The sequence below is a fragment of the Hymenobacter sedentarius genome (assembly GCF_001507645.1).
GTDB classification, from domain to species: Bacteria; Bacteroidota; Bacteroidia; order Cytophagales; family Hymenobacteraceae; genus Hymenobacter; species Hymenobacter sedentarius.
In genome coordinates this window covers 4,572,683-4,596,682 of record NZ_CP013909.1, presented here as the reverse complement: position 1 = coordinate 4,596,682, position 24,000 = coordinate 4,572,683, and the positions used below count along the sequence as shown (strand labels likewise).

General features: G+C 62.2%; 21 protein-coding genes and 1 tRNA gene. 15 read left to right on the top strand and 7 right to left on the bottom strand.

Going from position 1 to position 24,000, the window contains the following annotated elements:
* Window positions 1-57 precede the first annotated feature (57 nt).
* The 4 genes from AUC43_RS18750 to AUC43_RS18735 all read left to right on the top strand — a co-directional run bounded on the left by AUC43_RS18750 (window position 58) and on the right by AUC43_RS18735 (window position 3,350).
* Complete coding sequence (locus tag AUC43_RS18750; protein ID WP_068197341.1) at window positions 58-444, top strand: response regulator; 387 nt, start codon at window positions 58-60, stop codon at window positions 442-444.
* Window positions 445-565: 121 nt separating this feature from the next.
* On the top strand, window positions 566-1,336 hold the full coding sequence (locus tag AUC43_RS18745; RefSeq protein WP_068197339.1) for an MBL fold metallo-hydrolase: 771 nt from the start codon (window positions 566-568) through the stop codon (window positions 1,334-1,336).
* An 82-nt stretch (window positions 1,337-1,418) separates the two neighbouring features.
* The gene (locus AUC43_RS18740) at window positions 1,419-1,778 is read left to right on the top strand and encodes a cupin domain-containing protein (RefSeq protein WP_068197336.1); all 360 of its coding nucleotides are present in this window, start codon (window positions 1,419-1,421) and stop codon (window positions 1,776-1,778) included.
* A 9-nt stretch (window positions 1,779-1,787) separates the two neighbouring features.
* Window positions 1,788-3,350 carry an NFACT RNA binding domain-containing protein gene (locus AUC43_RS18735; RefSeq protein ID WP_068197333.1) on the top strand — a complete coding sequence of 521 codons (1,563 nt, stop codon included), beginning with the start codon at window positions 1,788-1,790 and terminating at the stop codon, window positions 3,348-3,350.
* A gap of 233 nt (window positions 3,351-3,583) precedes the next feature.
* Here AUC43_RS18735 and AUC43_RS18730 read toward each other — a convergent pair.
* A tRNA-Leu gene (locus tag AUC43_RS18730) sits at window positions 3,584-3,665 on the bottom strand.
* Window positions 3,666-3,863: 198 nt separating this feature from the next.
* Here AUC43_RS18730 and AUC43_RS18725 point away from each other — a divergent pair.
* The gene (locus AUC43_RS18725; protein ID WP_068197330.1) at window positions 3,864-4,328 is read left to right on the top strand and encodes a low affinity iron permease family protein; all 465 of its coding nucleotides are present in this window, start codon (window positions 3,864-3,866) and stop codon (window positions 4,326-4,328) included.
* A 115-nt stretch (window positions 4,329-4,443) separates the two neighbouring features.
* Here AUC43_RS18725 and AUC43_RS18720 read toward each other — a convergent pair whose 3' ends face one another.
* Window positions 4,444-5,160 (bottom strand): Dps family protein, encoded by a 717-nt coding sequence (locus AUC43_RS18720; protein WP_099092910.1) that lies wholly within the window; start codon window positions 5,158-5,160, stop codon window positions 4,444-4,446.
* 116 nt (window positions 5,161-5,276) lie between these two features.
* Between AUC43_RS18720 and AUC43_RS18715 the strand changes: the two genes are divergently transcribed.
* Both AUC43_RS18715 and AUC43_RS18710 read left to right on the top strand, forming a co-directional pair.
* The gene (locus AUC43_RS18715; protein WP_068197327.1) at window positions 5,277-5,999 is read left to right on the top strand and encodes a VIT1/CCC1 transporter family protein; all 723 of its coding nucleotides are present in this window, start codon (window positions 5,277-5,279) and stop codon (window positions 5,997-5,999) included.
* Window positions 6,000-6,054: 55 nt separating this feature from the next.
* Entirely contained in the window at window positions 6,055-6,885 is an 831-nt protein-coding gene (locus AUC43_RS18710) for a polyphosphate kinase 2 family protein (RefSeq protein ID WP_068197324.1), read from the top strand.
* Between the two features lie 193 nt (window positions 6,886-7,078).
* Here the strand turns inward: AUC43_RS18710 and AUC43_RS18705 are convergent, their stop codons facing one another.
* From AUC43_RS18705 to AUC43_RS20715, 3 genes are all read right to left on the bottom strand, one after another.
* The gene (locus tag AUC43_RS18705) at window positions 7,079-8,863 is read right to left on the bottom strand and encodes an ABC transporter ATP-binding protein (protein ID WP_068197321.1); all 1,785 of its coding nucleotides are present in this window, start codon (window positions 8,861-8,863) and stop codon (window positions 7,079-7,081) included.
* 130 nt (window positions 8,864-8,993) lie between these two features.
* Window positions 8,994-9,362, bottom strand: coding sequence for a DoxX family protein (locus tag AUC43_RS18700; RefSeq protein ID WP_068197319.1), 369 nt, complete (start codon window positions 9,360-9,362; stop codon window positions 8,994-8,996).
* A gap of 242 nt (window positions 9,363-9,604) precedes the next feature.
* Complete coding sequence (locus tag AUC43_RS20715; RefSeq protein ID WP_099092909.1) at window positions 9,605-9,778, bottom strand: KGG domain-containing protein; 174 nt, start codon at window positions 9,776-9,778, stop codon at window positions 9,605-9,607.
* A 397-nt stretch (window positions 9,779-10,175) separates the two neighbouring features.
* On the opposite strand from AUC43_RS20715, the gene AUC43_RS18695 reads away from it, so the two are divergent.
* Window positions 10,176-10,529 carry a hypothetical protein gene (locus tag AUC43_RS18695; RefSeq protein WP_157781177.1) on the top strand — a complete coding sequence of 118 codons (354 nt, stop codon included), beginning with the start codon at window positions 10,176-10,178 and terminating at the stop codon, window positions 10,527-10,529.
* 59 nt (window positions 10,530-10,588) lie between these two features.
* Window positions 10,589-10,855 carry an antitoxin VbhA family protein gene (locus AUC43_RS18690; RefSeq protein ID WP_068197313.1) on the top strand — a complete coding sequence of 89 codons (267 nt, stop codon included), beginning with the start codon at window positions 10,589-10,591 and terminating at the stop codon, window positions 10,853-10,855.
* 230 nt (window positions 10,856-11,085) lie between these two features.
* On the opposite strand, the gene AUC43_RS18685 is transcribed toward AUC43_RS18690, so the two are convergent.
* On the bottom strand, window positions 11,086-12,126 hold the full coding sequence (locus tag AUC43_RS18685) for a chemotaxis protein CheB (protein ID WP_071885971.1): 1,041 nt from the start codon (window positions 12,124-12,126) through the stop codon (window positions 11,086-11,088).
* Window positions 12,127-12,422: 296 nt separating this feature from the next.
* Between AUC43_RS18685 and AUC43_RS18680 the strand changes: the two genes are divergently transcribed.
* The 6 genes from AUC43_RS18680 to AUC43_RS18655 all read left to right on the top strand — a co-directional run bounded on the left by AUC43_RS18680 (window position 12,423) and on the right by AUC43_RS18655 (window position 21,491).
* A complete protein-coding gene (locus AUC43_RS18680) occupies window positions 12,423-15,461 on the top strand; it encodes a CheR family methyltransferase (protein WP_068197306.1) in 3,039 nt (1,012 codons plus the stop codon).
* Between the two features lie 479 nt (window positions 15,462-15,940).
* Complete coding sequence (locus tag AUC43_RS18675; protein WP_068197303.1) at window positions 15,941-18,631, top strand: PAS domain-containing sensor histidine kinase; 2,691 nt, start codon at window positions 15,941-15,943, stop codon at window positions 18,629-18,631.
* A 188-nt stretch (window positions 18,632-18,819) separates the two neighbouring features.
* Window positions 18,820-19,596: an MbnP family protein gene (locus AUC43_RS18670; RefSeq protein WP_068197300.1), complete on the top strand. Its 777-nt coding sequence runs from the start codon at window positions 18,820-18,822 to the stop codon at window positions 19,594-19,596.
* 18 nt (window positions 19,597-19,614) lie between these two features.
* The gene (locus AUC43_RS18665) at window positions 19,615-20,712 is read left to right on the top strand and encodes a cytochrome-c peroxidase (protein ID WP_068197298.1); all 1,098 of its coding nucleotides are present in this window, start codon (window positions 19,615-19,617) and stop codon (window positions 20,710-20,712) included.
* Between the two features lie 163 nt (window positions 20,713-20,875).
* Window positions 20,876-21,112: a heavy metal-binding domain-containing protein gene (locus AUC43_RS18660; RefSeq protein WP_157781175.1), complete on the top strand. Its 237-nt coding sequence runs from the start codon at window positions 20,876-20,878 to the stop codon at window positions 21,110-21,112.
* A gap of 163 nt (window positions 21,113-21,275) precedes the next feature.
* Entirely contained in the window at window positions 21,276-21,491 is a 216-nt protein-coding gene (locus tag AUC43_RS18655) for a heavy-metal-associated domain-containing protein (RefSeq protein ID WP_068197293.1), read from the top strand.
* A gap of 84 nt (window positions 21,492-21,575) precedes the next feature.
* Here the strand turns inward: AUC43_RS18655 and AUC43_RS18650 are convergent, their stop codons facing one another.
* Entirely contained in the window at window positions 21,576-23,963 is a 2,388-nt protein-coding gene (locus tag AUC43_RS18650; RefSeq protein WP_233254054.1) for a glycoside hydrolase family 2 protein, read from the bottom strand.
* Between the last annotated feature and the right edge of the window lie 37 nt (window positions 23,964-24,000).

Genomic DNA, 24,000 nt, shown 5'->3' with positions numbered 1-24,000 from the left:
TGGCCGGCTGTCCACGCTTCTCTTCTACCCTACGAAACAACTACAACCCCCAAGCCCATGTCCGTTGATTCCCCCACTAAAACCATCCTAATTGCTGAGGACAGCTCGGTAATCCTTAACCTCACCCGAAAAATCCTGGAGCTGCAGAAGTATAAAATTGTGCTGGCAAAGAACGGGGGCGAAGTCCTGAAACAGATTGAAAACACGCCCATCGACTGCGTGTTGATGGACATCAATATTCCGGTGAAAGACGGCATGCAGTGCACCCGCGAAATCCGGGCCCACGCCGACCCCAAAATCAACAAGCTGCCCATTATTGCCATCACCGGCAACGCCAACAACTATTCGATGGACCAGTTCCGCGAAGCCGGCGTGACGGATTACCTGCCCAAACCGCTCGATTTCGACGCCCTGGTGCGTGTGGTGAAGCAGTACGTGGGCTAGGTAATTATGAGTTTTGAATTATGAGTTATGAGTTAAAAGTGGGTGATGCTTTGCGTTTCGCTAAGGCTTTGCCTATGGAGCAACTCCTAATTCAAAACGCATAATTCATAATTTAAACGCAGTGCAAGTAACGTTCCTCGGCACCGGTACCTCATCCGGGGTGCCCATGATAGGCTGCACCTGCGAAGTGTGCCGCTCGCTGGACCACCGCGACCAACGCCTGCGGGTGTCGGTGCACGTGGCCATTGAGGGCCGCAGCCTGGTCATCGATTCCGGCCCGGACTTCCGGCAGCAGATGCTGCGCGCCCGCATCACGCACCTCGACGCGCTGCTCTTTACCCACGAGCACAAAGACCACACCGCCGGCCTCGACGACATTCGGGCGTTTAACTTCCGGCAGCAGCAGGACATGCCCTTGTTTGGCGAGCCGCGCGTGCTGCGCCAGCTGCAGCAGGAGTTTTCCTACATTTTTGCCGAGCACAAGTACCCCGGCGTGCCCCGCGTCAGCCTGCACCCCATCGAGCAGGACCACGCCCCGTTTGATGTGCTGGGCCTGCCGGTGCAGCCCCTGCGGGCCCTGCACCACAAGCTGCCGGTGCTGGGCTTCCGCATCGGCGGCTTCTGCTACCTCACCGACGCCAACCACATCGGCCCCGAAACCATGGCCCTGCTGCACGACGCCGACGTGATTGTGCTCAATGCCCTGCGCCGGGAGCAGCACATCTCGCACTTCACCCTGGCCCAGGCCATTGAAATACTGGAAGTGGTGAAGCCCAAGCGCGCCTACCTCACGCACATCAGCCACCAGCTGGGCCGCCACCAGGATGTGGAAGCCGAGCTGCCCCCGTGGCTCCGCTTGGCGTATGACGGCCTGAAGGTGGAAGTGGCTTAGTTATCCGTTGCCGTAAACTACCGTACTGCGTTAAGCGCAGGCCGGTGCTTGCGCAGGGTGCTCTATTAAATTCTGCTTCACCATGCCCGTTATCAATCTGGAAGAAAAATTCAGCAAGTTCACCGACCATTGGCACCCGCACGTGGTGGCCGACCTGAACGACCAGCATATCAAGCTGGCAAAGGTGGAGGGAGAATTTGTCTGGCATAGCCACGAGCTAGAGGACGAGTTATTTGTCGTGGTAAAAGGGCAGCTGCACATCGACTTCCGCGACCATACTGCCACCATCAATCCGGGCGAGATGCTGGTGGTGCCGCGCGGCGTAGAGCACCGTCCCCATGCCAATGAAGAAACCTGGATTATGCTGGTGGAGCCCCAGGCTACCCGCCATACAGGCACGGTGGAGCACACCCTTACCCGCCACGAGTTGCCCCGGATTTAACTTTCTACTTTGCATACCAACTATTATTTCCTGCGCCAGCTGGCCCCCGCGCTCACCGAACGGCTGCAGGGCTACCGCGTGGCCGCCTGCTTCTCGCAGGAGAAAGACGAGCTGGTGGTTGGCCTCACGAACGGCACGGCTGAGTTCTGGCTGAAAGCGCAGCTGGGCGCCAATTTTCCCGCCCTGGCGCTGCCCGAAACCTTCCAGCGGGCCCGCGCCAACTCCGTGGACTTGTTTTCGGAGCTGCTCGGCCAGCAGGTCGAAACCGTGGTGCCCTGGCCCCAGGACCGGGTGGTGCAAGTGAATTTCCGGAGCGGTGCTCGGCTGGTGTTTAAGCTCTACGGCCCCCGGCCGAACGCCATTTTTCGCCCGCGGCCCGAAGCACCAGCCCAACTTTTCCAGCAGCGGCTGCTGGCCGATGCGGACCTGCGCCCCCAGCCCAATGCCGCGCCGCCCGCACCCGGCAAGCTCCCACCGCCGCTGGCCGACCTGCCCGCCCGCTACCTGCGCGAGCACGGCTACGACCCGGCCCCGCCAGAAACCAAAACCCGCCTGGTAAACCAAGTGCTGGCCCAATTGGAAAAGCCAGCCCACTACTACCTCATCCAGCTCGACGGGCGCACCCGCCTGAGTCTGCTGCCGCTGGGCGAGATTATTGAGCCATTGCCCGGCGATGACCCCATCAGGGCGTTGCGCCGCTTTGTGCCCATGGCTCTGGGCCGCCGTGCCCTGGAGAATGAAACCAAGCAGCTGCGCCAGCTGCTGGAGCGCCGCGCCGACGAGGCCAGCACCGCGGCGGCCCACGCCCGCCAGCGCCTCCACGCCCTGGCCCACGAAGCCGGCTACCGCCATACCGCCGACCTGATAATGGCGAATCTGCACGACATCCCAGCTGGTGCCACGCAGGTTGAAGTCGTGGATTTCTATACCAATCAGCCCCGGCTCATCAAGCTGAAGCGCACCGAAAAGCCCCAGCTCACCGCCGAAAATCTCTACCGCAAGGGCAAAAACCAACAAATCGAAGAACGCCAGCTCACCGAGCGTATTGCCCGGCGCGAAGCCGAAGCCCTCACGGCCCTGGAGCGCCTTGAAGAACTGGACACCCAGCCCAACTTGGCCGAGCTGCGTGGCCTGCGCATCTGGCGCAAGCAGCACGGCCTCGACCCCACGCCCGCCGCGGCCAAAGCCGCCACGGAGCTGCCGTTTAAAGTGTTCGAAGACCGCGGCTTCACCATCCTGGTGGGGCGCAACGCGGCGAACAACGACCTGCTGACGCAGAAATACGCGCACAAAGACGACCTCTGGCTGCATGCCAAGGACGTGACGGGTTCCCACGTGGTCATTCGGCACCGCGCCGGCCAGCCCGTACCCGAACCCGTGGTAGAGCACGCTGCCCAGCTGGCCGGGTGGTACTCCCGCCGCCAGCACGACACGCTGTGCCCCGTGACGGTGACGCCCAAAAAATTTGTGCGCAAGCCCAAAGGGGCCCTGCCGGGGCAGGTAGTGGTAGAGCGCGAGCGGGTGGTGCTAGTGAAACCCGGTAATCCGTTCGATGGGGGTGATGCTTTGTAGAGCTAGCCGCTGCAGTGAATAAGAACGTCATGTAGAGCGCAGCGAAGCATCTCGCGCTGTGAAACCTCACCCCCGGCCCCCTCCCGCGGAGAGGGGAGCCAATTGTCATTGCGAGTGGAGCGCAGCAGAACGCGGCAATCCGTCCTATCGCTGCGACCAATTCCGCTTTGTGACAAGCCCTTCTCAAAGCAAAAAGCCCGTTCCAATTGCTTGGAACGGGCTTTGCATTTGCGTGCGCGCGGGGAGATTCGAACTCCCACACCCGAAGGCACCACCCCCTCAAGATGGCGTGTCTACCAGTTTCACCACGTGCGCAAATTAAGCAACTAAACGGGCAATTCGGCCGAAACCGGCTTCGCTGAGGCGGCGAAGCGGGTGCAAAGATAGCCGGCACATTTCGGCCACACAACACTCAAGCTGGGTTTTTCATCAAACCTCCATGGCTCAGCCATTTACTTTCCATATTCGTAAAACTTTACGGGGCTAATTGTTCACCTTAACTGGCTTCCTCCCATGAATTCTAATGCAAATCCCTCTTCAGGTTCCTTTTTTGGGCGTTTGGCCGGAAGCATTACCGCGTTTTCGGGGTCTACCATGGCGTTTATGATAGCGGCGGGCATTGTCATTGTCTGGGCTGCGACGGGACCAATTTTTCATTACTCCGAGACCTGGCAACTCGTTATCAATACCGGCACCACCATCATTACCTTTCTGATGGTTTTTCTTATCCAACGGGCTCAGAATAAGGATTCGCTGGTGCTGCACCTCAAGCTCAACGAGCTGATTGCGGCCACCAAAGGCGCCAGCAACCGCCTCATTAACGCCCAGGACTTTACGGAAGAAGAAATCCAGACCCTGCACGATTTCTATTGCGCCCTGGCCGAGCTCGCCAAAAAGGACAACGACCTGGGCAAAACCCACTCCGTGGAGGAAGCCGAGGACAACCACAACCAGAAGGTAACGGCTCACTTGGGCTAGGCCCTAAAGAAACCACACTGGCTAGTGCCTCATTGTGCCTTAGGTACTACATAGCAAAAGGGCCGCTGCAGATTCTGCAGCGGCCCTTTTGCTGGGGTAATAAAACCAGAGCCGTTTATTCGGCTTGGGTCAGGGGCGAGTCAACTACGTGCTCGGCCACGAACCACACCTGCATTTCGTTGGTGCGAACCAGCTGGCTCACGATGAGGTCGTTGGTGCCGTCGTCGCCGGCTTCGTCGGCTTTGTCGGCGTAGTCGTGGCAGTTCTTCAGGATGCGCTGGTGGCCGTCGAGCAAGCGCGACACTTGCACGGGGGCTTCTTCGCGGTCGCGGGGCACGCGCGGAATGCTGCTTAGCTCGGCCACGTCGTGGGCCATGGCCACGGCCACGCCGCCCAGAATCTGGATGCGCTCGGCAATGGCATCCACCAGCACCGCCTGCTCCTCGTAGTGCTTGTCAAACAGCAGGTGCAGCTGGTAGAAAGTGGGGCCCACCACCTGCCAGTGGTGCTTCTTGTACATGTCGCGCAGCGTGATGGTGTCGGCCAGGAGCTGGTTGAGCATGGTCACGCTGTCGCGGCGGGTGGGCTCGCTTAGGCCAATGGGCAGGCGCTGGCTCACGGTGCCGTAGCGCTGAGTGGGGGAGGGCGCGTTCTGCTGCTGGTTCAGGCGGGGCTGGATGTCGACGGCGGCGTTACTGCCGGCGCCTTTGCCGGCATTGGCGCCGGCGGTGCTTTTGCCGTTGCCGCCGGCGGTGGATTTCTTAGCAGCGGGGGCTGCCGCTTTTGGGGTGGCCGTGCTCTTGGGGGCAGCGGCTTTGGCAGAAGAAGCCATAATTTTGAAAACGAGTGAGGTGAAAGAAAGTAGCCGAAACAATTCGGGCGATAAAAATCTATTCTTTCGTACGTAAAGCACACCCCCGAGTTGATTTTTTCCGCCGATTCGCCTTTATGACCGACTACCTCGCCTCCGTCCGCGTGCACGACCCGCACCCCGAAGACCACCTCACCAGCTCGGCCATGCTGCAGGATGTGGTCATAGGCTTATCCGATGGCCTTACGGTGCCCTTTGCCCTGGCGGCGGGCCTGAGCGGGGCCGTGGCCTCGTCGGGCTTGGTGATAACGGCGGGCCTGGCCGAAATCGTGGCCGGCAGCATTGCTATGGGCCTGGGCGGCTACCTAGCCGGCCGTACCGAAGTAGAGCACTACGCCGCCGAGCTGGCCCGGGAGCACCGCGAAGTAGTGGAGGTGCCCGACCGGGAGCGCGCCGAAGTAGACGAGCTACTGGCCGAAATGGGCCTTTCTGACAGCATCCGCCGCCAAGCCGTGTCCGAGCTCACGGCCGACCCCGAGCAGTGGGTGCGCTTCATGATGAAGTACGAGCTGGGCCTGGAGGAACCCGACCCCCGGCAAGCACCCAAAAGTGCCTTCACCATCAGCGCGGCCTATGCCGTGGGCGGATTGATTCCACTCAGCGCCTATTTTTTTACCGCCACGCCCACGCAGGGGCTGGTGTGGTCGGCGGCCATTACGCTGGTGTGCCTGCTGGTGTTTGGCTTTTTTAAAAGCCGCCTGACCGGGCAGCCGGCCGTGGCCGGGGCCATCAAAATGGCCGTGGTGGGGGCATTGGCGGCCGCGGCGGCCTTTGGCGTGGCGCGGTTCGTGAGCCGCTAAGCGCCGCGGGGCTGCTTTGCGTACAAGCCGGAGCCACCCATTTAGCTCAAGCCCAATGAACTTCAAAACGCCCAAAACTCCTGCCGTCTACGTCAAGGACAAGTCCTTCCGCCTCGCGGCGGTGGACCCCGACGACATCACGCCCTTCAAGTACGGCCCCGACGACAAGCAGGAGGCCAGCCCGCGTCTGCTGGTGCTGCGCAAGCGGCTCAGCGAACTGCAGGAGCTGCTGTATGCCGAGCACACCCGCAGCCTGCTCATTGTGCTGCAGGCCATGGACACGGGCGGCAAAGACGGCGCCATCGGCAACTTGCTCACGGGCGTGAACCCCGCGGGGGTGCGGGTGGCGTCTTTCAAGGCGCCGTCGGTAACAGAGCTGAACCATGATTTTCTTTGGCGCGTGCACCCGCAAGTGCCCGAGAAGGGCCACATTGGGGTGTTCAACCGCTCACACTACGAGGACGTGGTGATTACCCGCGTGCACGGCCTCATCGACGAGAGAACCTGCAAGCAGCGCTACCGCGACATCAACAACTTTGAGGAAATGCTAACGAACAACGGCACCACCGTGCTCAAGTTCTTTCTGCACATCTCCAAAGAAGAGCAAGCCGAGCGCCTGCAGGCCCGGCTCGACGACCCCAGCAAAACCTGGAAGTTTGACCCCAACGACCTCAAGGAGCGGGCGCACTGGGCCGAGTACCAGCAGGCCTACGAAGAAGCATTTCAGCACTGCTCGTCCGGCGATGCGCCGTGGTTTGTGATACCGGCCAACCAAAAGTGGGCCCGGGATTTGGCCATCACGGAGATTGTAGTAGCCGCGCTGGAAGACATGAACCCCAAGCCCCCAAAGGTGAAGTTTGACCCGAAGAAGATTGTGATTGAGTAAAGCGCGGCAGGATATTCTCGCGAACTGTCATTGCGAGCGCAGCGAAGCAATCCGTCCTGTCAAAGCCAGATACTTTCTTAAGCGAAAAGCCCCGGTACTGCGCAGTACCGGGGCTTTTTCACAATATTGGGCTGGGCGCTGAGACCAGGACGGATTGCTTCGTCGTGCCTCCTCGCAATGACAGGCGTTTTGCTTACACTGGGACGGCGGCAGCCACCTCTTTGCGCTCGCCAATCTGCTGGCGCCACATGGCGTAGTAGAGACCTTTTTGCTGCAGCAGTTCTTCGTGGCGGCCCTGCTCGGCGATGTGGCCGCGCTCGAGCACAAAGATGCGGTCGGCGTGGAGGATGGTGCTGAGGCGGTGGGCAATGAGGATGGTCATATGCTGGCGCGAGCCCGAGAGCTCCCGCACGGTCTTGCCGATTTCCTCTTCCGTGAGCGAGTCGAGCGCCGAGGTGGCTTCGTCGAACACCATGAGGGTGGGCTTGCGGAGCAGGGCGCGGGCGATGCTCAGGCGCTGCTTTTCGCCGCCCGAAACTTTCACGCCGCCTTCGCCAATCACGGTGTCGAGGCCGAGGGGAGCGCGGGCCAGCAGGTTGTCGGCCGCGGCCTGGCGCAGGGCCAGCAGGCATTCCTCGTCGGTGGCCTGGGGCGCCACAAAGCGCAGGTTTTCGCGGATGGTGCCAGCGAAGAGCTGCGTATCCTGGGTTACGAAGCCGATTTGCTCGCGCAGCTCGTCGAGGTCAATTTCGGAGCCGGGGATGCCGTTGTAGAGAATCTGGCCGGAGAGGGGCGGGTAGAGGCCCACCAGCAGCTTCACGAGCGTGGTTTTGCCCGAGCCCGAGGGGCCCACGAAGGCAATGGTTTCGCCGAGCTTGGTGGTGAAGGTGATGCCCGAGAGCGCCGCGCCTTTGGCTGTGAGGTGCTTGAAGGTGACGTGGTCGAAGGCCAGGTTCTCGATGTGGGCCACCGACTTGGGGTGGGCCGGCTTCACGTCTTTGGGCGTGTCGAGAATCTGTTGGAAGTTGCCCAGCGAAATCTCGGTTTCGCGGTACACGCCGATGATGTTGCCCAACTCCTGCAGCGGGCCGAAGATGGAGAACGAGTAGATGAAGAACGAGAAAAACTCGCCCAGGCTGATGTGATTCTGCACCCGCAGATACAGCAACAGCAGGATAATGACGTTGCGCAGCAGGTTCACGAACGTGCCCTGCACGAAGGAGAGCGAGCGCAGGTAGCGCACCTTGCGAAGCTCCAGCTTCAGGATTTTTTCGGTGGTGGCGTTCAGGCGCTGGGTTTCCTGCTGAGCCAGGCCCAGGCTTTTTATCAGCTCAATGTTGCGCAGGCTCTCGGTGGTGGAGCCGGCCAGGGCCGTGGTTTCGGCTACGATGGTCTTCTGAATCACCTTGATGCGCTTGCTGAGCACAAAGCTCAGAATGCCCAGCAGCGGGATGGTGAGGAAGTAGCCCAACGCAATGGGCCAGTACACCGTGATGGCGTACCACATCACGAAGATAATGCCCACCAAAGCCGTAAACAGCACGTTGACAAAGCTCTGGATGAGCTTCTCCACGTCGATGCGCACCTTCTGGAGCTTGCCCAGGGTTTCGCCCGAGCGCTGGTCTTCAAACACCTGGTAGGGCAGCTCCAGCGAGTGGCGCAGGCCGTCGGAATACATTTTGGCGCCCAGCCGCTGGGTGATGACGTTGACGTAGTAATCCTGGAAGTTCTTGGCGATGCGCGACACCATGGCCACGCCCAGCATCATGCCGATGTAGGGGATGGCTTCCCGGAAAAACGGCCCGAACGGCACCAGCCGCAGCCCGCTCACGCCGCCGTTTTTGGGCACGAAATGGTCGACCAGCTTGCGAAACAGGTAAGGGTCGAGCAGCGAGAAGATTTGGTTGACGGCCGCCAGCACCAAGGCCAGCACCAATAGGGGCCAGTAGTTGCGGAGGTAACTATACAGTATTTTCATGGAACAGAATAAAGCCGGCACTGCCCGCTACACGCGCAAGCAACCCGCCCGGGCGGCAATGGTTCGGGCCCGGCAACAGGAGCGCCGGGCCCGCTTCCTTCTGGAAGACACCAAAAATACGCCGCCGAGCTTAGGCCAGCCGCCGCGTGGGCCAGCGCAGTGCCTCCACTATCAGGAGGCCCACCAGCAGGGCAATGGCAAACGCGCCCCCGCCGATGCCACCGGGAATCTTGCTGGCGTGCATAACGATGGCGCCCAGCATGATAATGATGAGCCCCGCCGCGGCCAGGCGCACGGTGCGCGGCCACAGCAGGCCCAGGCCCCCCAGCAGCTCGCCCGCGCCCACGACGTAGGCCGTCCAGCCCGGCAGGCCCAGGCCCATAAACATCTTCACGGTTTGGGGGATGTGGCTCAGCTTTTGGAAGCCGGCGTTGATGAAGGCAAGCGCAATGAGCACTTGCAGAATCCAGGCGATGATGTTGCGTACAGAAGGACTCATGGGACGGGGAAGGAATAGTTAGGTAATGGAAGAAAAGCCGCCAGCCACCTGGCGGGCCGACTAAGGCGGACGCCTTGGCAATGAATATACTTTAAAACCTCTATACTTTATAGGGAAGCTCCAGTTGGGCTGGCGCCGGTGCTGCAAACGGGCGCTTTCCGGCTGCGCGTACGGGTATGCCGCAACAAACGCAGCCCCGGCCACAGGGTGGCCGGGGCTGCGTTTGTTGCAGGGCGCCGGGGCTATTTGTGGCTGCCCTGGCTAGATTGCCCGCCTTTGCGGCCGGCTTCGCGGTTTTGTTCGTTGTTGTTGCCGCTGTTGGTATTGCTACCGCCACGGTTGGCCTGGCCGCCTTTCTTACCGGCTTCGGACTGCTGCTCCGTGCTGGTGCCGTGCTTTCTTTCCTTGTTAGCCATGATTGAAAAGTAAATAGAAAGTGAATGGATAAAACACTGGATAATAACGGGTAAAAATTTAACAGGTAGGCGGCTAGAGGGCGATAAGGCCGGTTTTTAAGACAAAATACCAGCATGTACGGATGGCAACTACGGGTTTGTTGGTAGGCCAAGCCAAAGCGTTGGTTTTTAACTTAGTAAAAGCAAAAAGGTGTAAAAAACCACGGGGAGGAGGGGATTTAATACGGAGGTGTTTTTAGGGGGTTTACTTAGACTAAATCCGTACTTCTGCCCTGGGTTAGGCCAATTAGTAGGTCGAACTTTGTAGGCCAATCTAGCAGGGAGATTTTACCTCCTTCTCCGAACCAGGAAGTGCTAGCGTCTTGAATTCAGCTGTTTGCAATAGTTATTTCTTGTTATGACGACAGTGTATCACGAATTGCTGCCCGAGAGCTACTTGCTGCTCTTAACCCCGGGGCCGCCCAAGGACCCCGAAAGCGCCCTCGATTTTTCGTTGGGCTGCGCGTACCGCAGCGGCAAACCCGCCGTGTGGGTTGATTGCGAGCTGGTCAACGCCCTCTCCACCGAATCGACCCGGGCCCTGTGGAGCTACCACCGCAAGCTGCAGGAGGAGCACAAGCAGCTGGTGGTGGTGCACGCCTCCGACGAGCTAAAGCAAAACCTGCTCCACTGGCAGACGGGCCCCAACCTCTGCTTTGCGCCCACCTTAATCGACGCTGCCTGGCACAGCGGCCTGCGCCTGGTGGCGTGAAGGCGCCGGGGCGCTTCCCATCACTGGTTAGTTAGGAACTGCTTAGATACCAACCCATCATGAATACTTCCCACTTCAACCACATGCCACAGTCTCTGAACGACAACCAGCGCCAAGACTGGTTGCGCCGCCAGCGCACGGCCGAAAATACGCTCGCCATTCAAGCCATGGGAGGAACGGAGGCCAACGAAGAAACCCTCCACCACTTCCAGCGCTACGTGACTGGCGAAATCACCCTGGCCCAGGCCATTGCGCAGGTGCGCGAGCAAATGGCCCAGGAGCACGCCGCCTTCCGGCAGTACCTCAACCGCAGCAGCCTGACCTGAGCGCCTGGCCCCACGGCCGCGCCCCGCTGGCTGCCCGCCCCGGCCGGAGCAATGCCGACTGGGCCGGAAACACTATTTCTGCAAGCAAGTACCCAACCCTTCCTTACCGAAAGCCCCCGCGGGGCCGCCCCTGTCTGACGAGGGCCGCCCGGCGGGGGCTTTTGACGTCCGGGCCGCAGGGCTGGCGGCAGTTCAGCTCAACCCGAGCTCCATTCAAAGCAAGGACAAATTCAGTCGTAATCGTCGTCTTGCTGGGCCGAATCCGCGTTGGCGTTGGCGTTCGTGACGCTGCCGTTGAGCAGGAATTCGCGCAGGCGGTTTACGTGCTTTTTCAGCTCCTCCAGCCGCTCGGTCTGCTGCCCGGCGTAGGGGCTGGGCTCGCGGGTAGAGATGGTACTGAGCAGGTTGCGCCGCTCCTCCATCATGCGCAGGGCCACCCACAGCGTTTCTTCCAGGCTGTGTTGCGACTCGCGCAGCAGCACATCGCCCGTGAAAGCGTGGCCGGTGTGGCAGCGGTAGCGCAGCACCTGGCCGTGCTCCATTTCCCAGAGGTTGCCGCCGCAGTCGGGGCAGGTGAGGGGCACCAGGTGCCCAAGTTTAGCAACGTCGTCGGTGGTTCCCACAACTCTTTCCGCAATAGCGGCCTCGTGTTTAAGGTCTTCGGGAATGCTGGGGGCGGGGTCGGGCGCCGCGCCCTGGATAATTTCTTCGAGCACCGTACCCATCTGGCTTAGGGGCACGGCGTAGTCCACGGCCACGTTGCGCAGGGCCGTTTCGGGCATGCTGGCAAATTCGGCATCGCGGGGGTCCTGCACCACGGCCCGGCCGCCGCAGCGCTTGATAAACTCCAGGCCCGCGGTGCCATCGTGCAGCATGCCCGTGAGCACCACGCCCGCCACGGCAGGCCCGTACGTGACGGCGGCCGAGCGGAACAACGCATCGATGGCGGGGCGGTAGTTGTTTTCGCGCGGGCCTTTGGTCACGAGGACATACGGTGCCTGGCGGTCTTTCACCAGCAGGTGGCGGTCGGGCGGGGCCAGGTACACGGTGCCGGCCTCAATGGGCTGGCTGCTGCTGGCCAGCCGGCACCGCAGCTCGGTGTGGCGGGCCAGCCGGTTTACCAGGTGCTGGCCGTCGGCATCGGGCGAGAAGTGCTGCACCACCAGCACGGCGGCGGGGAGCGAAGCGGGCAGCTGGGCCACTAGCTGCACCAGGGCCGGCATGCCGCCGGCCGAAGTGCCGATAACAATGAGGTGGGACGGTGGAGGCACGGAACTAGCAAAAAACGGGTTTGCTTCTAATTTACGATTTGGAACGGCAGTGGGCTGAATTTGAGTGGCACTTTTCGTTTAATTTTGGGCGTACTGCCGGGCTGTTTTCAAGGCTTTCGCGCGGGACCTGGTCCGTTTGGCTGCGGGCGGGGCCGGCCCGGGCAAGTTGCCGGTTACGTAAACTCATAAGGCCGCCGGTGGTGTTCTGGGGTGGTGGCTTCCCACTACCTACCGTCTACTTTGTGCCGGGCCGAACCCTTCGGTTGTGCTAGCCCGCTGGCTTTTAGCTTCTCCCCATGACTCCTCACCCGCCGCTCCCCGCCGATGACGAACCGACCATCGCTGAAGTTCCCCAGCAGGACTTGCCGCTGGAGGTGCCCGCCACGCCGGCCCAAATGCGCATGGCCCAGCGCCAAAACGGCTCCGACGACACGTTTCCCCTGGTGGCCCTCGGCGGCTCGGCCGGCTCTCTGAAGGCCTTCGAGCAGTTTTTCCGGCACATGCGCCCCGACAGCGGCATGGCCTTCGTGGTAATTACCCACCTCTCGCCCAACCAGGAATCGGAAATGGCGGCGGTGCTGCAGCACTTCACCAGCATGCCGGTGCAGGAAGCCACCGACGGCCTGAAGGTGCAGCCCAACCACGTGTACGTGATTCCGCCGAACCGCGACATGAGCATCCTGCACGGCACGCTGCTGCTGTTTGCGCCCACGCAGCACGAGAGCCGCCGCATGCCCATCGACTACTTTTTCCAGAGCATGGCCAAGGACGCGCGCGAGCGTGCCGTGTGCATCATCTGCTCCGGCATGGGCTCCGATGGCACCATTGGGCTGAAAATGGTGATGGAGAACTTCGGCATGGTGATGGTGCAATCGCCCGAAACGGCCGAGTACGACTCGATGCCGCGCTCGGCCATCGCCACCGAGTTTGTGGACTACGTGCTGCCCGCCGACCAGCTCCCCGACAAGCTGCTCGAGTACGTGGCCCAGCCGCTGCTGGCCCGGCCCCGCCGCGAAGTGGCCGAGTCGAACTCCAAGCCGGCCCACGCGCTGCAAAAAATCTTTAGCCTCATCCGGACCCAGACCGGGCACGACTTCTCCTTCTACAAGCGCAACACCGTGTTCCGGCGCATCGAGCGCCGCATGAATTCCCACCAGATTCGGGAGTTTACGCAGTACGTGCGCTTTTTGCAGGAAAACCCCGCCGAGGTCGATGCCCTGTTCAAGGAGCTGCTGATTGGCGTGACCAAGTTTTTTCGCGACCAGGAAGCGTTCGACAACCTCAAAGCCCGGCTGATGCCCCTGCTGCGCGACAAGCCCGTGGATAGCGTGATTCGGGTGTGGGCGCCCGGCTGCTCCACCGGCGAAGAGGCCTACTCGCTGGCCATGTGCCTGTTCGAATGCCTCGAGGCGATAGAGGAAAACCGGTACCTGAAAATTCAGATTTTCGCCACCGACATCAACAAGGAAGGCATTGACTTTGCCCGCGTCGGAATCTACCCCGATTCCATTGCCGCCGACGTGAGCCCCGAGCGCCTCAACCGCTTTTTTACTTCCCTCGACGGCCACTACCAGATAAAGAAGGAAGTGCGCGACGTGGTGATTTTTGCCCTGCACAACCTCACCAAGGACGCCCCGTTTACCAAGCTCGACCTGCTGGTGTGCCGCAACCTGCTGATTTACTTATCGGCCGAGCTGCAAAAGAGCATTCTGCCCGTCTTTCACTACGCCCTCAACCCGGGCGGCCTCCTGTTTCTGGGCCCGAGCGAAAACCTCAACGGCTTTCAGGACCTGTTTAGCCCGCTCGACGTGAAATGGAAGATTCTGCGCCGCCTCGAAGGGCCGTCCGTGCTCAGCCGCATTTTAGGCTTCCCGTTCTCCATGACCCAGCAACCGGCCACCCACGCCCCCGCCACCGATTCTATGCTTTCGAATTCCATCCGCAAAGACGGGACCTTTGCCACGCTGGTGCAGCGGGTGCTGCTGCGCCAGTACACCCCGCCGGCCGTGGTGATAAACCCCGTCGGCGAAATCCTGTACGTGAACGGCCGCACCGGCCGCTACCTCGAGCCGGCCCCGGGCCTGAGCGGCATGAACATCTTTGAGATGGCCCGCGAGGAGCTGAACTACGAGTTGAGCGCGGCGGTGCACAAGGCGGCCTCGTCGCGGCAGGACGTGGTGGCCGAAAACGTGAAGGTGAAAACCGACCTGGGGGTGCAGCTGCTGCGCGTGACGGTGAAGTGCCTGCAAGAGCCCGACCAGCTGGCCGGCCTGCTGCTGGTGGTGTTTGAGGAGCAGCCCACGCCCCGCAAGGTGCGGCTGGGCCACGCCGCGCTGGGCACCGAGCTGAGCCGCGACGCCGTGGTGGCCCAGCTCGAAAAAGAGCTGCAGTACACCAAGCACCGCCTTCAAACCACCATTGAGGAGATGGAAAGCAGCGTGGAGGAGCTGAAAAGCACCAACGAAGAGCTGCAAAGCGCCAACGAGGAGCTGCAAAGCACCAACGAGGAGGCCATGACCAACAAGGAGGAGATGCAGAGCCTGAACGAAGAGCTGATGACCCTCAACATGCAGTACCTCAGCAAAACCGAGGAGCTGAGCCTGGCGGCCAACGACATGAAAAACCTGCTCGACGCCACCGAAATTGCCACCATCTTCCTCGACAACGACATGGTAATAAAGCGCTTTACGCCCCGCGTAAACCGCATTATCTCGCTGATGCCGAGCGACGTGGGCCGGCCCATCACGCACTTTGCCAGCACGCTGCGCCACGAAAACCTGGCCCAGGACGTGAAGCGGGTGCTCGACCGCCTGGTGAGCTCGGAAACCAACATCCAGACCACCACCGGCGAGTGGTACGCCATGCGCATCCTGCCCTACCGCACCCTCGACAACTACATCAGCGGCGCTGTCATCACCTTCACCGACATCACCGGCCTCAAAAACCTGGAAGCCCAGCTCCAGGAAAGCAGCCGCCTGGCCGAGACCGTGGTGGAAACCGTGCGCGAGCCCCTGCTCGTGCTCGACTACCAGCTGCGCGTGCTGGCCATGAGCCAGTCGTTTGGCGAGATGTTTGGCCTGAACACCGCCGGGGCCAAGGGCCGCCCCCTGGCCGAGCTCGACAACGGAACCTGGCAGCAGCCCGAGCTGCGCGAGCGCCTCGAGGCCATCCTCAAAGCCCCCGGCACCTCCTTCGACGACTTGCGTTTCAGGGCCACCTTCCCCAACGCCGGCCCCCGCGAGCTGCTGATGTACGGCCGCTGCATTGGCGGCGAGCAAGCCACCAGCACCAAGCTCCTGCTCGGGCTGCGCGACGTGACTGCGGGCGTAGAGTAGTCGGGCCCGCCGCAAGGCTAAACCAACGAGCCCACCGGTGCTAAAAAAATAAGGTGTGCAACCAGCTCAAAGTGGTGCCCCCGCTTCCGATGGGAAGCGGGGGCACCACTTTGGAGTTTATAGCCTTCACGCTTTGCTAGCTCGACCTTGACCGAAAACGGCAGGCGTACCCTGGGGTTTCAATTGTGGTTAAAAGCATACTCATTGCTATTATGATAATAATTAACGTCAAATGAATAGGGCGTTTGTCTAGGTAGCGGTTCAGCTTGCATGCTTACTGTTCAGCTAATGAGCCGATTGCTGCTGTCGGGATTAACTTATTATCCCTTAAATTGCGTAGTAGGATTCCCTTTTGATGCTCCCCAAGGCTGCTAACCGCAGCTCTGCTGGAGGAGTCAAGCATGCTATTCTCTATGAGCACGGACCCAAGTAATAGTGAGCCATTGCACGAAGTTGAGCCCGATGATATACGGCTTGGTTTGGACGCCGCCCTGGGGTCGCTGCGTAGCCGCGCCGAACGGCAGCGCTACCTGGTAACGCAGGCCGTGGAAAATCAAACCCCCCAGGAAATCCAGCGGATGATTCAGGAGCTGCAGGTCCACCAGATTGAGCTGGAAATGCAGAACGAGGAGCTGCTCCGCGCGCAGGCCGAGGTCCAGACCGCCCGCGAGCAGTACGTGGACTTGTACGATTTTGCCCCGGTGGGCTATTTTACCCTCACGGCCGCGGGCCTCATCGAGCAGCTCAATCTGTGCGCCAGCCGGCTGCTGGGCAGCGTGCGCCAGCGCCTGGCGGGGCGGCGCTTCGAGGTCTTCGTAGCCCCCAGCAACCGCCTCGAATTTGGGCAATTTCTGACCCGTGTGCTGAACACCACCCGCACCCTAAGCTGCGAGATAGTGCTGCAGCGCGAAGACGGCAGCCTCTTCTACGCCCAGCTGGAGGGCCTGCGCATGGAGCACACGCTGGCCAACAGCCCCGCCCAGCAGCAGTGCCGCCTGGCCGTGCTCGACACCACGGCCCGCCGCGTGGCCACCGCCGCCCTGGCCACCAGCGAGGCCCGCTTCCGCCGGCTGTTCAACGACAGCCGCGATGCCGTGGTGCTGCTGCAGGGCCACATGTACATCGACTGCAACAACGCCGCCCTGGCCCTGCTCGGGGCCACGCGCAAGGACCAGATAGTGGGGCACAACGCCTGGGCGCATTGCCCCAGCCACCAGCCCGACGGGCGCCGCACCATAGACATGCTGCGCGAATCGGTAGACGAGGCCCTGCGCACGGGCTCCAAGCGCTGCGATGCGCGCATGAACAAGGCGACGGGCGAAGAAATCTGGGTCGAGGCCGTGCTCACGCCCATTGAGGAGGGAGCCGGCAAGCCCCCGGTGATACACATGCTCTGGCGCGACGTAACCGCCGAGCGCGCGGCCGCCGCGCAGGTGCGCGAAAGCGAATCGCGGCTCAGCCTGGCCCTGGAAGCGTCGGAAACCGGCGTCTTTACCTGGGACATTGCCAGCAACCGGCTGGAGTGGGACCAGCGGGCCCAGACCATCTTCGGCTACGAGTACAACCCGCGCCTGGTGCCGATTGAGATGCTGGGCAAGCGGTTTCATGCCGACGACTCGGGCCGGGTGTGGGAGGCCATTGAGGCCGCCATTGCGGCGCAGTCGCCGATGGCGCTCGATTTCCGGGTGGTGTGGCCCGATGGCTCGCTGCACCACGTATCGGCGGCGGGCCGGGCCGTGACCGATGAGCTGGGAAAGACCCGCGGCTTTGCCGGCGTGGTGCGCGACGTGACCTCCATCTACGCCGCCGAGGAAGAGCTGCACTACAAGAGCCTGGTGATGGCCAGCGTGCTCGACCACCTGCCCGTGGTGCTGACCCGGGTAGCGGCCGACGGCACCATCCTGGAGCGCACGGGCTCGGGGCTCGTTACGTTGGGCCTGCCTTCGGAAGCCATTGTGGGCCACAACGTGCGCAACGTGTTTCCGCACCTGCTGCCTGAGATAGAAACGGTGCTAAGCGGCCAGCGGCTCGAATTTATGACCTGGGCCAAGGGCAAGGGCCGGCAGCTGACCATCCGCAACTATGCCTTCTTCGACGAGCAGCAACAGCAGGCCATTGTGCTCGGGTTTGACGAAACGGAGGTAGAGGATAAGAAAAAGCAGCTGCAAGCCGAAAAGGAATTCACCGAAAGCCTGCTGGAAAACAGCGTGGACGGCATTGTGGCTTTCGACCGCGAAGGCACCATCACGGCCTGGAACGTGAAAGCGGCCACCTACTTCTGCCAGGAAGCGGCCGACGTGCTGGGCCAGCCCATCTTTGAGGTGTTGCCCCACCTCGACTCCGAGGAGAGCCGGCAAATTGTGGAGCGGGTGCTGGCCGGCGAGCAGGTGCTGCTGCCGGGCCAGGCCTTTGAGCACCGCGCCGGGCACTACGATGTGTACCACGTGCCCCTGCGCCAGGAAAACGAAATCACGGGCATCCTGGCCATCTTCCGGGACGTGACCGAGCGCGACCGGCTGGCCGAAGAAGCCACCCAGCTGCGCCTGCGCCAGCAGCAGGAGGTACTGTCGGCCATCCTCACCACCCAGGAAACCGAGCGCAAGCGCATTGCCGAAGCCCTGCACAACGGCCTGGGTCAGCTCCTGTACGCCGCCAAGCTCAGCCTGGAAGGCCGGGCCGGTTCACCCTCGTCGCCGCGCGCCTCGCTGAAGCTGCTGCACGAAGCCATCCGGACCACGCGCACCATTTCCTTTGAGCTCACGCCGGGCATTCTGGAAGACTTTGGCCTGCGCACCGCCCTGGAGGAGCTCAGCAAGCGCATTACACCCACCGGCCTGCCCGTGCACCTGCACCTCACCAACCTGGAGCAGCGCCTGCGCCCCACGGTGGAGATTGCGGTGTACCGCATTGTGCAGGAGCTGCTCAACAACATCATGAAGCACTCGCAGGCCACCGAAGTGGAGGTGCACGTGGCCCGCGAAAAAGGGCACGTGGCGGTGAGCGTGGAAGACAACGGCCGCGGCTTCGAGCCCGATGCGCTGACCACGCTGCCGCTGGCCGGCATGGGCCTGTCGGGGGTGCGCAACCGCGTGGCCCTGCTTGGGGGCGAGCTATCCATCAAGTCCCAGCTCGGCCGGGGCACCATCATCAGCTTTGAGCTGGACGACTAGGAGCCAGGTTGAGCTAGCCAGAACGATGTAGAGACGCACTACTTTGCGTCTCTACATCGTTCTGGCTTTAAGGAAGGCTCCCGGGCGTCTTCATGAATAAGGGCTGGAGAAGGAGTAACTTCGCAGAACGGCTATCCCTCGCTTGTCGCTGCTCAACCTCACCGGCTGTTGCCCCATACTTATTCCAGATGAAGCCTTTTTCTGTGTCTGTGCTGCTGGTGTCCCTGCCGCTGGCCACGGCGGTTTTTGCGGGTTGCGGCAGCAAGACCAGCGACCCGGCCGCGGGTACCACCGGCAGCATCGCCATTGAGATGGAGCCCGTGGTGGGCACCACTCCGCTCACGCTTAATGCCCAGTCGTACACCAAAGCCGACGGCCAGACCTTCACGGTTTCCAAGTTCAAGTTTCTAGTATCGAACCTGAAGCTGACCAAGGCCGACGGCAGCAGCTACGCCGTGCCCGACAGCTACTACCTCATCGACGCGGCCACCGCCGGCTCGTCGCACTTCGTGGTGGATAAGGTGCCCGTGGGCGACTACACCGGCATGAGCTTCGTGCTGGGCGTGGACGCCGCGCACAACAACGCCGCCTTCCAGAGCGGCCCCCTCAACCACAGCAACGACCTGTACTGGGAGTGGAGCCAGGAGTACGTGTTTCTGAAAATGGCCGGCACCTCGCCGCAGGCGTCCACTGGCCGCTCGCTCACCTTCGACATTGGCGGGGCCAACTGCGCCCGTACCATCACGCTGGCTTTCCACGGCAGCACCCTGCCCGTGAAAGACGGCCACGTGCCCGAGGTGCATATGTACGCCAACGTGCGGGCCATGTTTGAGAGCAGCACGCCGGCCAAGAACGTCAACTTTGGCACCACCTACTCGGTGGAGAGCGGCAGCACCTGGGCGCCCATCGTGGCCGATAATTACGCCGCGGGCATGTTCACCGTGGAGCACATTCACAACAACTAAGTGCCCGGCGGGCCAGGTATGAGAGCGACGTTTGTCGGACTGGGGCTGCTGCTGGGCCTGGCTAGCTGCCAGCAAACCCCCGTGGAGCCCGACGCCCCGGCGGTGACGCCGCCTACGGCCTACAACCTTGCCATTCCCAGCAACTTCCCGCCCGCCCCGGCCCAACCCGCCGACAACGCCCTCACGGTGGAAGGCGTGGCGCTGGGCCGGCAGCTGTTTTATGAAACGGCGCTGTCGGTGAGCAGTACGGTTTCGTGCGGTTCGTGTCATCGCCAGGAGCTGGCCTTCACCGATGGGCGGGCCCACGCCGTGGGTGTGAACCAGGCCGTGTCGGCGCGCAGCTCCATGTCGCTCGCCAACCTGCTCTGGGAGCCCCGGCTGACCTGGGACGGCGCCGCCAGCACCCTGGAGGCCCAGGCCCGCATCCCCATCGAGAAGCCGGTGGAGATGCACCAGTCGCTGGCCGCAGGCGTGGCGCGCCTGCAGCAGCTGCCGCTGTACCAGGACTTGTTCCGCAAGGCCTTTGGCAGCAGCACCATCACCGAAGCCAACACGCTCAAGGCCCTGGCTCAATTTGAGCGCACCCTTATTTCGAGCAACTCGCGCTTCGACCGGTTCCGGCGTGGCGACCGCACCGCCCTGAGCGCCTACGAGCAGCAGGGCCTGGTGCTGTTCAGCACGCACCCCAACGGCACGCTGCGCGGTGGCAACTGCGGCGACTGCCACAGCGGCGACCTGCAAACCAACCATACCTTCAGCAACAATGGCCTCGACGTGAGCCCCGCCGACCTGGGCCTGGGCGCCCTCACCGGCCTGCCCACCGACAACGGCAAGTTCCGGGTGCCCTCGCTGCGCAACATTGCCCTGACGGCGCCCTACATGCACGACGGCCGCTTCACGACCCTGGAGCAGGTGGTGGACCACTACAACGAGCACGTGGCCCTGAACAGCCCCAACATTGACCCGCTGCTGCTCAACACCACCAACGACCCGCGCCAGCAAAGCTTCACCCTGGACCTGACGGCCGACGAAAAGGCGAAAATCGTGGCCTTCATGCGCACCCTCACGGACTCCACCTTTATCAAGGACCCGCGCTTTTCCCGGCCCCAGCCGTAAGTGCCGGGCAACAAGACTACGCAAGAACACCCCGACAGGGCCGGCGGCGGCAGTGAGTAGCCCGCGCTTCAGCAGCCGGAACGTTGTGCCGTAAATTTGCTGTTCGACGCTTCGCCACGCAGCCCCGCTTTGGAAGCTGCCAGCCAGCCCAATTTTACTCACCATGTCGCTTACTTTTCGCTCCCTTCTTTTCCCTGCCTTATTGATGGGCGCCCTGCTGGCTAGCAGCTGCGAGCACCAGAAGCCCGCCGCCACCGCCACTCCGGCGTCTCCTGCCAAGCCCGGCGCTACGCCGGCCGTGGAGGCGCGCTACGAGTGCCCCATGGGCTGCGCCGGCAGCCAAAGCACCAAGCCCGGCAAGTGCCCTGTCTGCGAAATGGAGCTGGTGAAAAAGTCCTAAGCCACTGCCGCAGCCGGAGTGGCCGCGGCAAAATTATGCAGGTTTGCAGGGTAATTCTGTGCCAGGCCGCGGTGTTGTAGTTGGTAGCTTTACCGGGGCTATTCCGGCAGCCATTTTTTTCACCAGCTGCCGGGGTTTACCCATACTTATTAACTTCCCGATTATGTCCACGCTTCGTTTTAAAACCAACATCAATTGCGGCAGCTGCATCAAGGCCGTAACCCCCAGCCTAAACCAGGAAGTGGGCGCCAATAACTGGCAGGTAGACACTGCTAATGCCGATAAAATCCTGACCGTGAGCGGTACGGAAGCTACGCCTAATCAGGTAGTGAAGGCCGTGGAAGCCGCCGGGTTCGACATCCAGCCGCTGGCGTCCTAATCGGGCGCGTCAGCTCCAGAAAACAGCCCAACAAAAAAGAGGCGGTTCCGCAAGGGGCCGCCCCTTTTTTGTTGGGCTGTTTTTTTACCGAATGGTAAGCTTGAGCGAGGCGCTGGGCAAGCCGTCGGCGGTGGCCGTGAGTTGCACCGCGCCGCTGCCCAGGCCGGTTTTCAGCAGCACGGTAGCCATGCCGGCTTCGGCCCGCACGGGGTTGTCGCCCACCAGCTCGGCATGGCCTTGCGCGGCGAAGCGGATGGCGGCGGTGGCCTCCGGCAGCACCGTGCCGTTGACATCGACCACGGCGGCGTACACGAATACCACGTCCTGCTGGCCGGCGTCGCGGCCGCTGCGGTCGTAGCTGAGCTGCAGGTGGTGGGCCGCGCCGGGCGTGCGCCGCTCGGCGGTGGCGGCCGGCTTGCCGTTGCGGTAGGCCACGGCCCGCAGCGTGCCCGGCGCGAACGCCGGCACCTTGAACGTGAACGGCGCGCGGGCCAACCGGTCGGAGAAGGCGGTGGCGTCGGGCCGCTGGCGCGCCACGGCCTTGCCGTTGAGCTGCAGCTCCACCTCGTCGCAGTTGCTGTACACCACTACCTGCGTTGCCGAGGTGGGCTGCCAGTAGTTGGCAATGAAAGCCATGGGCTTGCCGAAGCCGTTGCGGTCGGCCACGGGCCCGTACTGGCTCTGGTAGAAGTAGTAGGCGAACTTGGGCAGCCGGAAAATGTCGCCGACGCCCGACGACTCGATATCCGGCGCGTAGCCGCGCTTGTAGTCAAACATCAGCCAGTTGGCGTCGCCCACGGCCGGGCCGCGGAAGTTGTCGTTGTGCGCTTCCTGGAAGTTGAGCGCCTGCTGGGCCAGCGCCCGCTCGCCCTGCCCGCGCAGCTGCCGCGAGGTGCGCTCCGATTCCTTCAGGCCCGAAAAGGCGGTTTGATTGAAGCCGGCGTTGTGGGCGTAGTATTCCCAGTCGCCGTACTCGCACAGAAACAGGGGCTTGTCCTTGGCGTACTTGTTAAAGTAGTCGGGCGCCTTGAGGTGCTGGCGGGCCGGAATAAAGACGTCGTAGGCGTAGTCGAGCCAGCCGCAGGTGTACACGTTTTCAGTGAAGGGCAGCTCTTCGTGCACGGCGCGGTGGGCGGCGTCCATGAAGGGCTTGGGCATGTCGGTTTCGTTCAGGGCGGCCTCCCACAGCACAATGCTGGGGTGGTTGCGGTCGCGCCGCACCATGTCGCGGATGTTCTGCATGCTGTTTTTGGCAAACTCTTCGTTGCCAAAAAACTGCCAGCCCGGCGTCGAGTCCATCACCAGCAGGCCCAGCTCGTCGCAGGCCTGCAGGAAGGCCGGGGAGGGCGGGTAGTGCGAGCAGCGCACGAAATTGAAGCCGGCGTCCTTGATTTTCCAGGCGTCGCGGTACTGGGCATTGTCCGAGATGGCGTAGCCCAGGTAGGGGTATTCCTGGTGGCGGTTGGTGCCGCGCAGGCGCAGCGGTTGGCCGTTGAGGGTGAGGGTTTTGGCCGCGAACTTGATGCTGCGCACGCCGGTGGTGGTTTGCTGGCGGTCGATGACTTTGCCGTCGCGTAGCACTTCGACCACCACGCGGTAGAGGTAGGGCTGCTCCGGCGACCACAGCTGCGGCTGGGCAATGGTGAGCTGATGCTTTACCTGCCCGAAAGCGGCAGGGGCCATGCTGATGGCCTCGCTCAGGCCCCGGGCCACTTCCTTACCCTTTTCGTTGAACAGCACCGTGCGCACCTGGGCGTTCTGATCCTCAGACGTGTTGTTTTGCACCTCGGTTTGCACATGCAGCGTGGCGCTCTCAGAACTGATGTTTTCGTAGTGCAGCAGCAGGCCGCCGCCCGCCGCGTGGCCCGCCTGCACAGCATCGGAAATGTACAGCGGGTTGCAAAGCCTCAATTTGACGGTCCGGTACAGGCCGCCGTAGAAATTGAAGTCGAGGCCCTTCAGGGGCTTGCCGGGTGGTACCACCGGGTTGTCGCGGTTGTCGAGGCGCACCACGAGGCAGTTTTCTTCGCTGTATTTCACCTGCTTTGAAATGTCGACGGTGAAGGGTAGGTAGCCGCCCATGTGCCGCTGCAGCCGCTGGCCGTTGAGGTACACATCAGCCGTATGCATGGCGGCGCCGAACTCAACGGTTACCCGCGGGTACGGCCCATCCGAGGGCACGCGGAAAAACTTGCGGTAGAAGCTCACGCCCTGCCACTGCTGCTGGTCGGTTACTACCGGCTCAATCCGCGGCGTGTGCGGCAGCGAAACCGTGGCCCACTGACCCGGCCCGCCGGTTTTGGCAAAGAGCGCAGCCGTCACGGTCGTGTCGACATCCTTAACAAACTGCCAGTCCTGGTTGAAATTGGTAATAACCGCCGGAGCCTTGGTTCTGTGCCCCGACGTGCCGGGTTGGCCGGCGCATTGGCCCAGGGCCGCCAGTAGAAAAATACCGCCACAGGAGCGTAGCACAGCAGTAGATAGCTGGGAGGGAACAGGCATACTTAAT

Coding starts and splice junctions, on each gene's coding strand:
- AUC43_RS18715 (WP_068197327.1), top strand. CDS start 5,277: ATGACCGACTACCTCGCCTCCGTCCGCGTGCACGACCCGCACCCCGAA.
- AUC43_RS18740 (WP_068197336.1), top strand. CDS start 1,419: ATGCCCGTTATCAATCTGGAAGAAAAATTCAGCAAGTTCACCGACCAT.
- AUC43_RS18700 (WP_068197319.1), bottom strand. CDS start 9,362: ATGAGTCCTTCTGTACGCAACATCATCGCCTGGATTCTGCAAGTGCTC.
- AUC43_RS18660 (WP_157781175.1), top strand. CDS start 20,876: ATGTCGCTTACTTTTCGCTCCCTTCTTTTCCCTGCCTTATTGATGGGC.
- AUC43_RS18695 (WP_157781177.1), top strand. CDS start 10,176: ATGACGACAGTGTATCACGAATTGCTGCCCGAGAGCTACTTGCTGCTC.
- AUC43_RS18680 (WP_068197306.1), top strand. CDS start 12,423: ATGACTCCTCACCCGCCGCTCCCCGCCGATGACGAACCGACCATCGCT.
- AUC43_RS18670 (WP_068197300.1), top strand. CDS start 18,820: ATGAAGCCTTTTTCTGTGTCTGTGCTGCTGGTGTCCCTGCCGCTGGCC.
- AUC43_RS18725 (WP_068197330.1), top strand. CDS start 3,864: ATGAATTCTAATGCAAATCCCTCTTCAGGTTCCTTTTTTGGGCGTTTG.
- AUC43_RS18655 (WP_068197293.1), top strand. CDS start 21,276: ATGTCCACGCTTCGTTTTAAAACCAACATCAATTGCGGCAGCTGCATC.
- AUC43_RS18710 (WP_068197324.1), top strand. CDS start 6,055: ATGAACTTCAAAACGCCCAAAACTCCTGCCGTCTACGTCAAGGACAAG.
- AUC43_RS18750 (WP_068197341.1), top strand. CDS start 58: ATGTCCGTTGATTCCCCCACTAAAACCATCCTAATTGCTGAGGACAGC.
- AUC43_RS18720 (WP_099092910.1), bottom strand. CDS start 5,160: ATGGCTTCTTCTGCCAAAGCCGCTGCCCCCAAGAGCACGGCCACCCCA.
- AUC43_RS18665 (WP_068197298.1), top strand. CDS start 19,615: ATGAGAGCGACGTTTGTCGGACTGGGGCTGCTGCTGGGCCTGGCTAGC.
- AUC43_RS20715 (WP_099092909.1), bottom strand. CDS start 9,778: ATGGCTAACAAGGAAAGAAAGCACGGCACCAGCACGGAGCAGCAGTCC.
- AUC43_RS18690 (WP_068197313.1), top strand. CDS start 10,589: ATGAATACTTCCCACTTCAACCACATGCCACAGTCTCTGAACGACAAC.
- AUC43_RS18705 (WP_068197321.1), bottom strand. CDS start 8,863: ATGAAAATACTGTATAGTTACCTCCGCAACTACTGGCCCCTATTGGTG.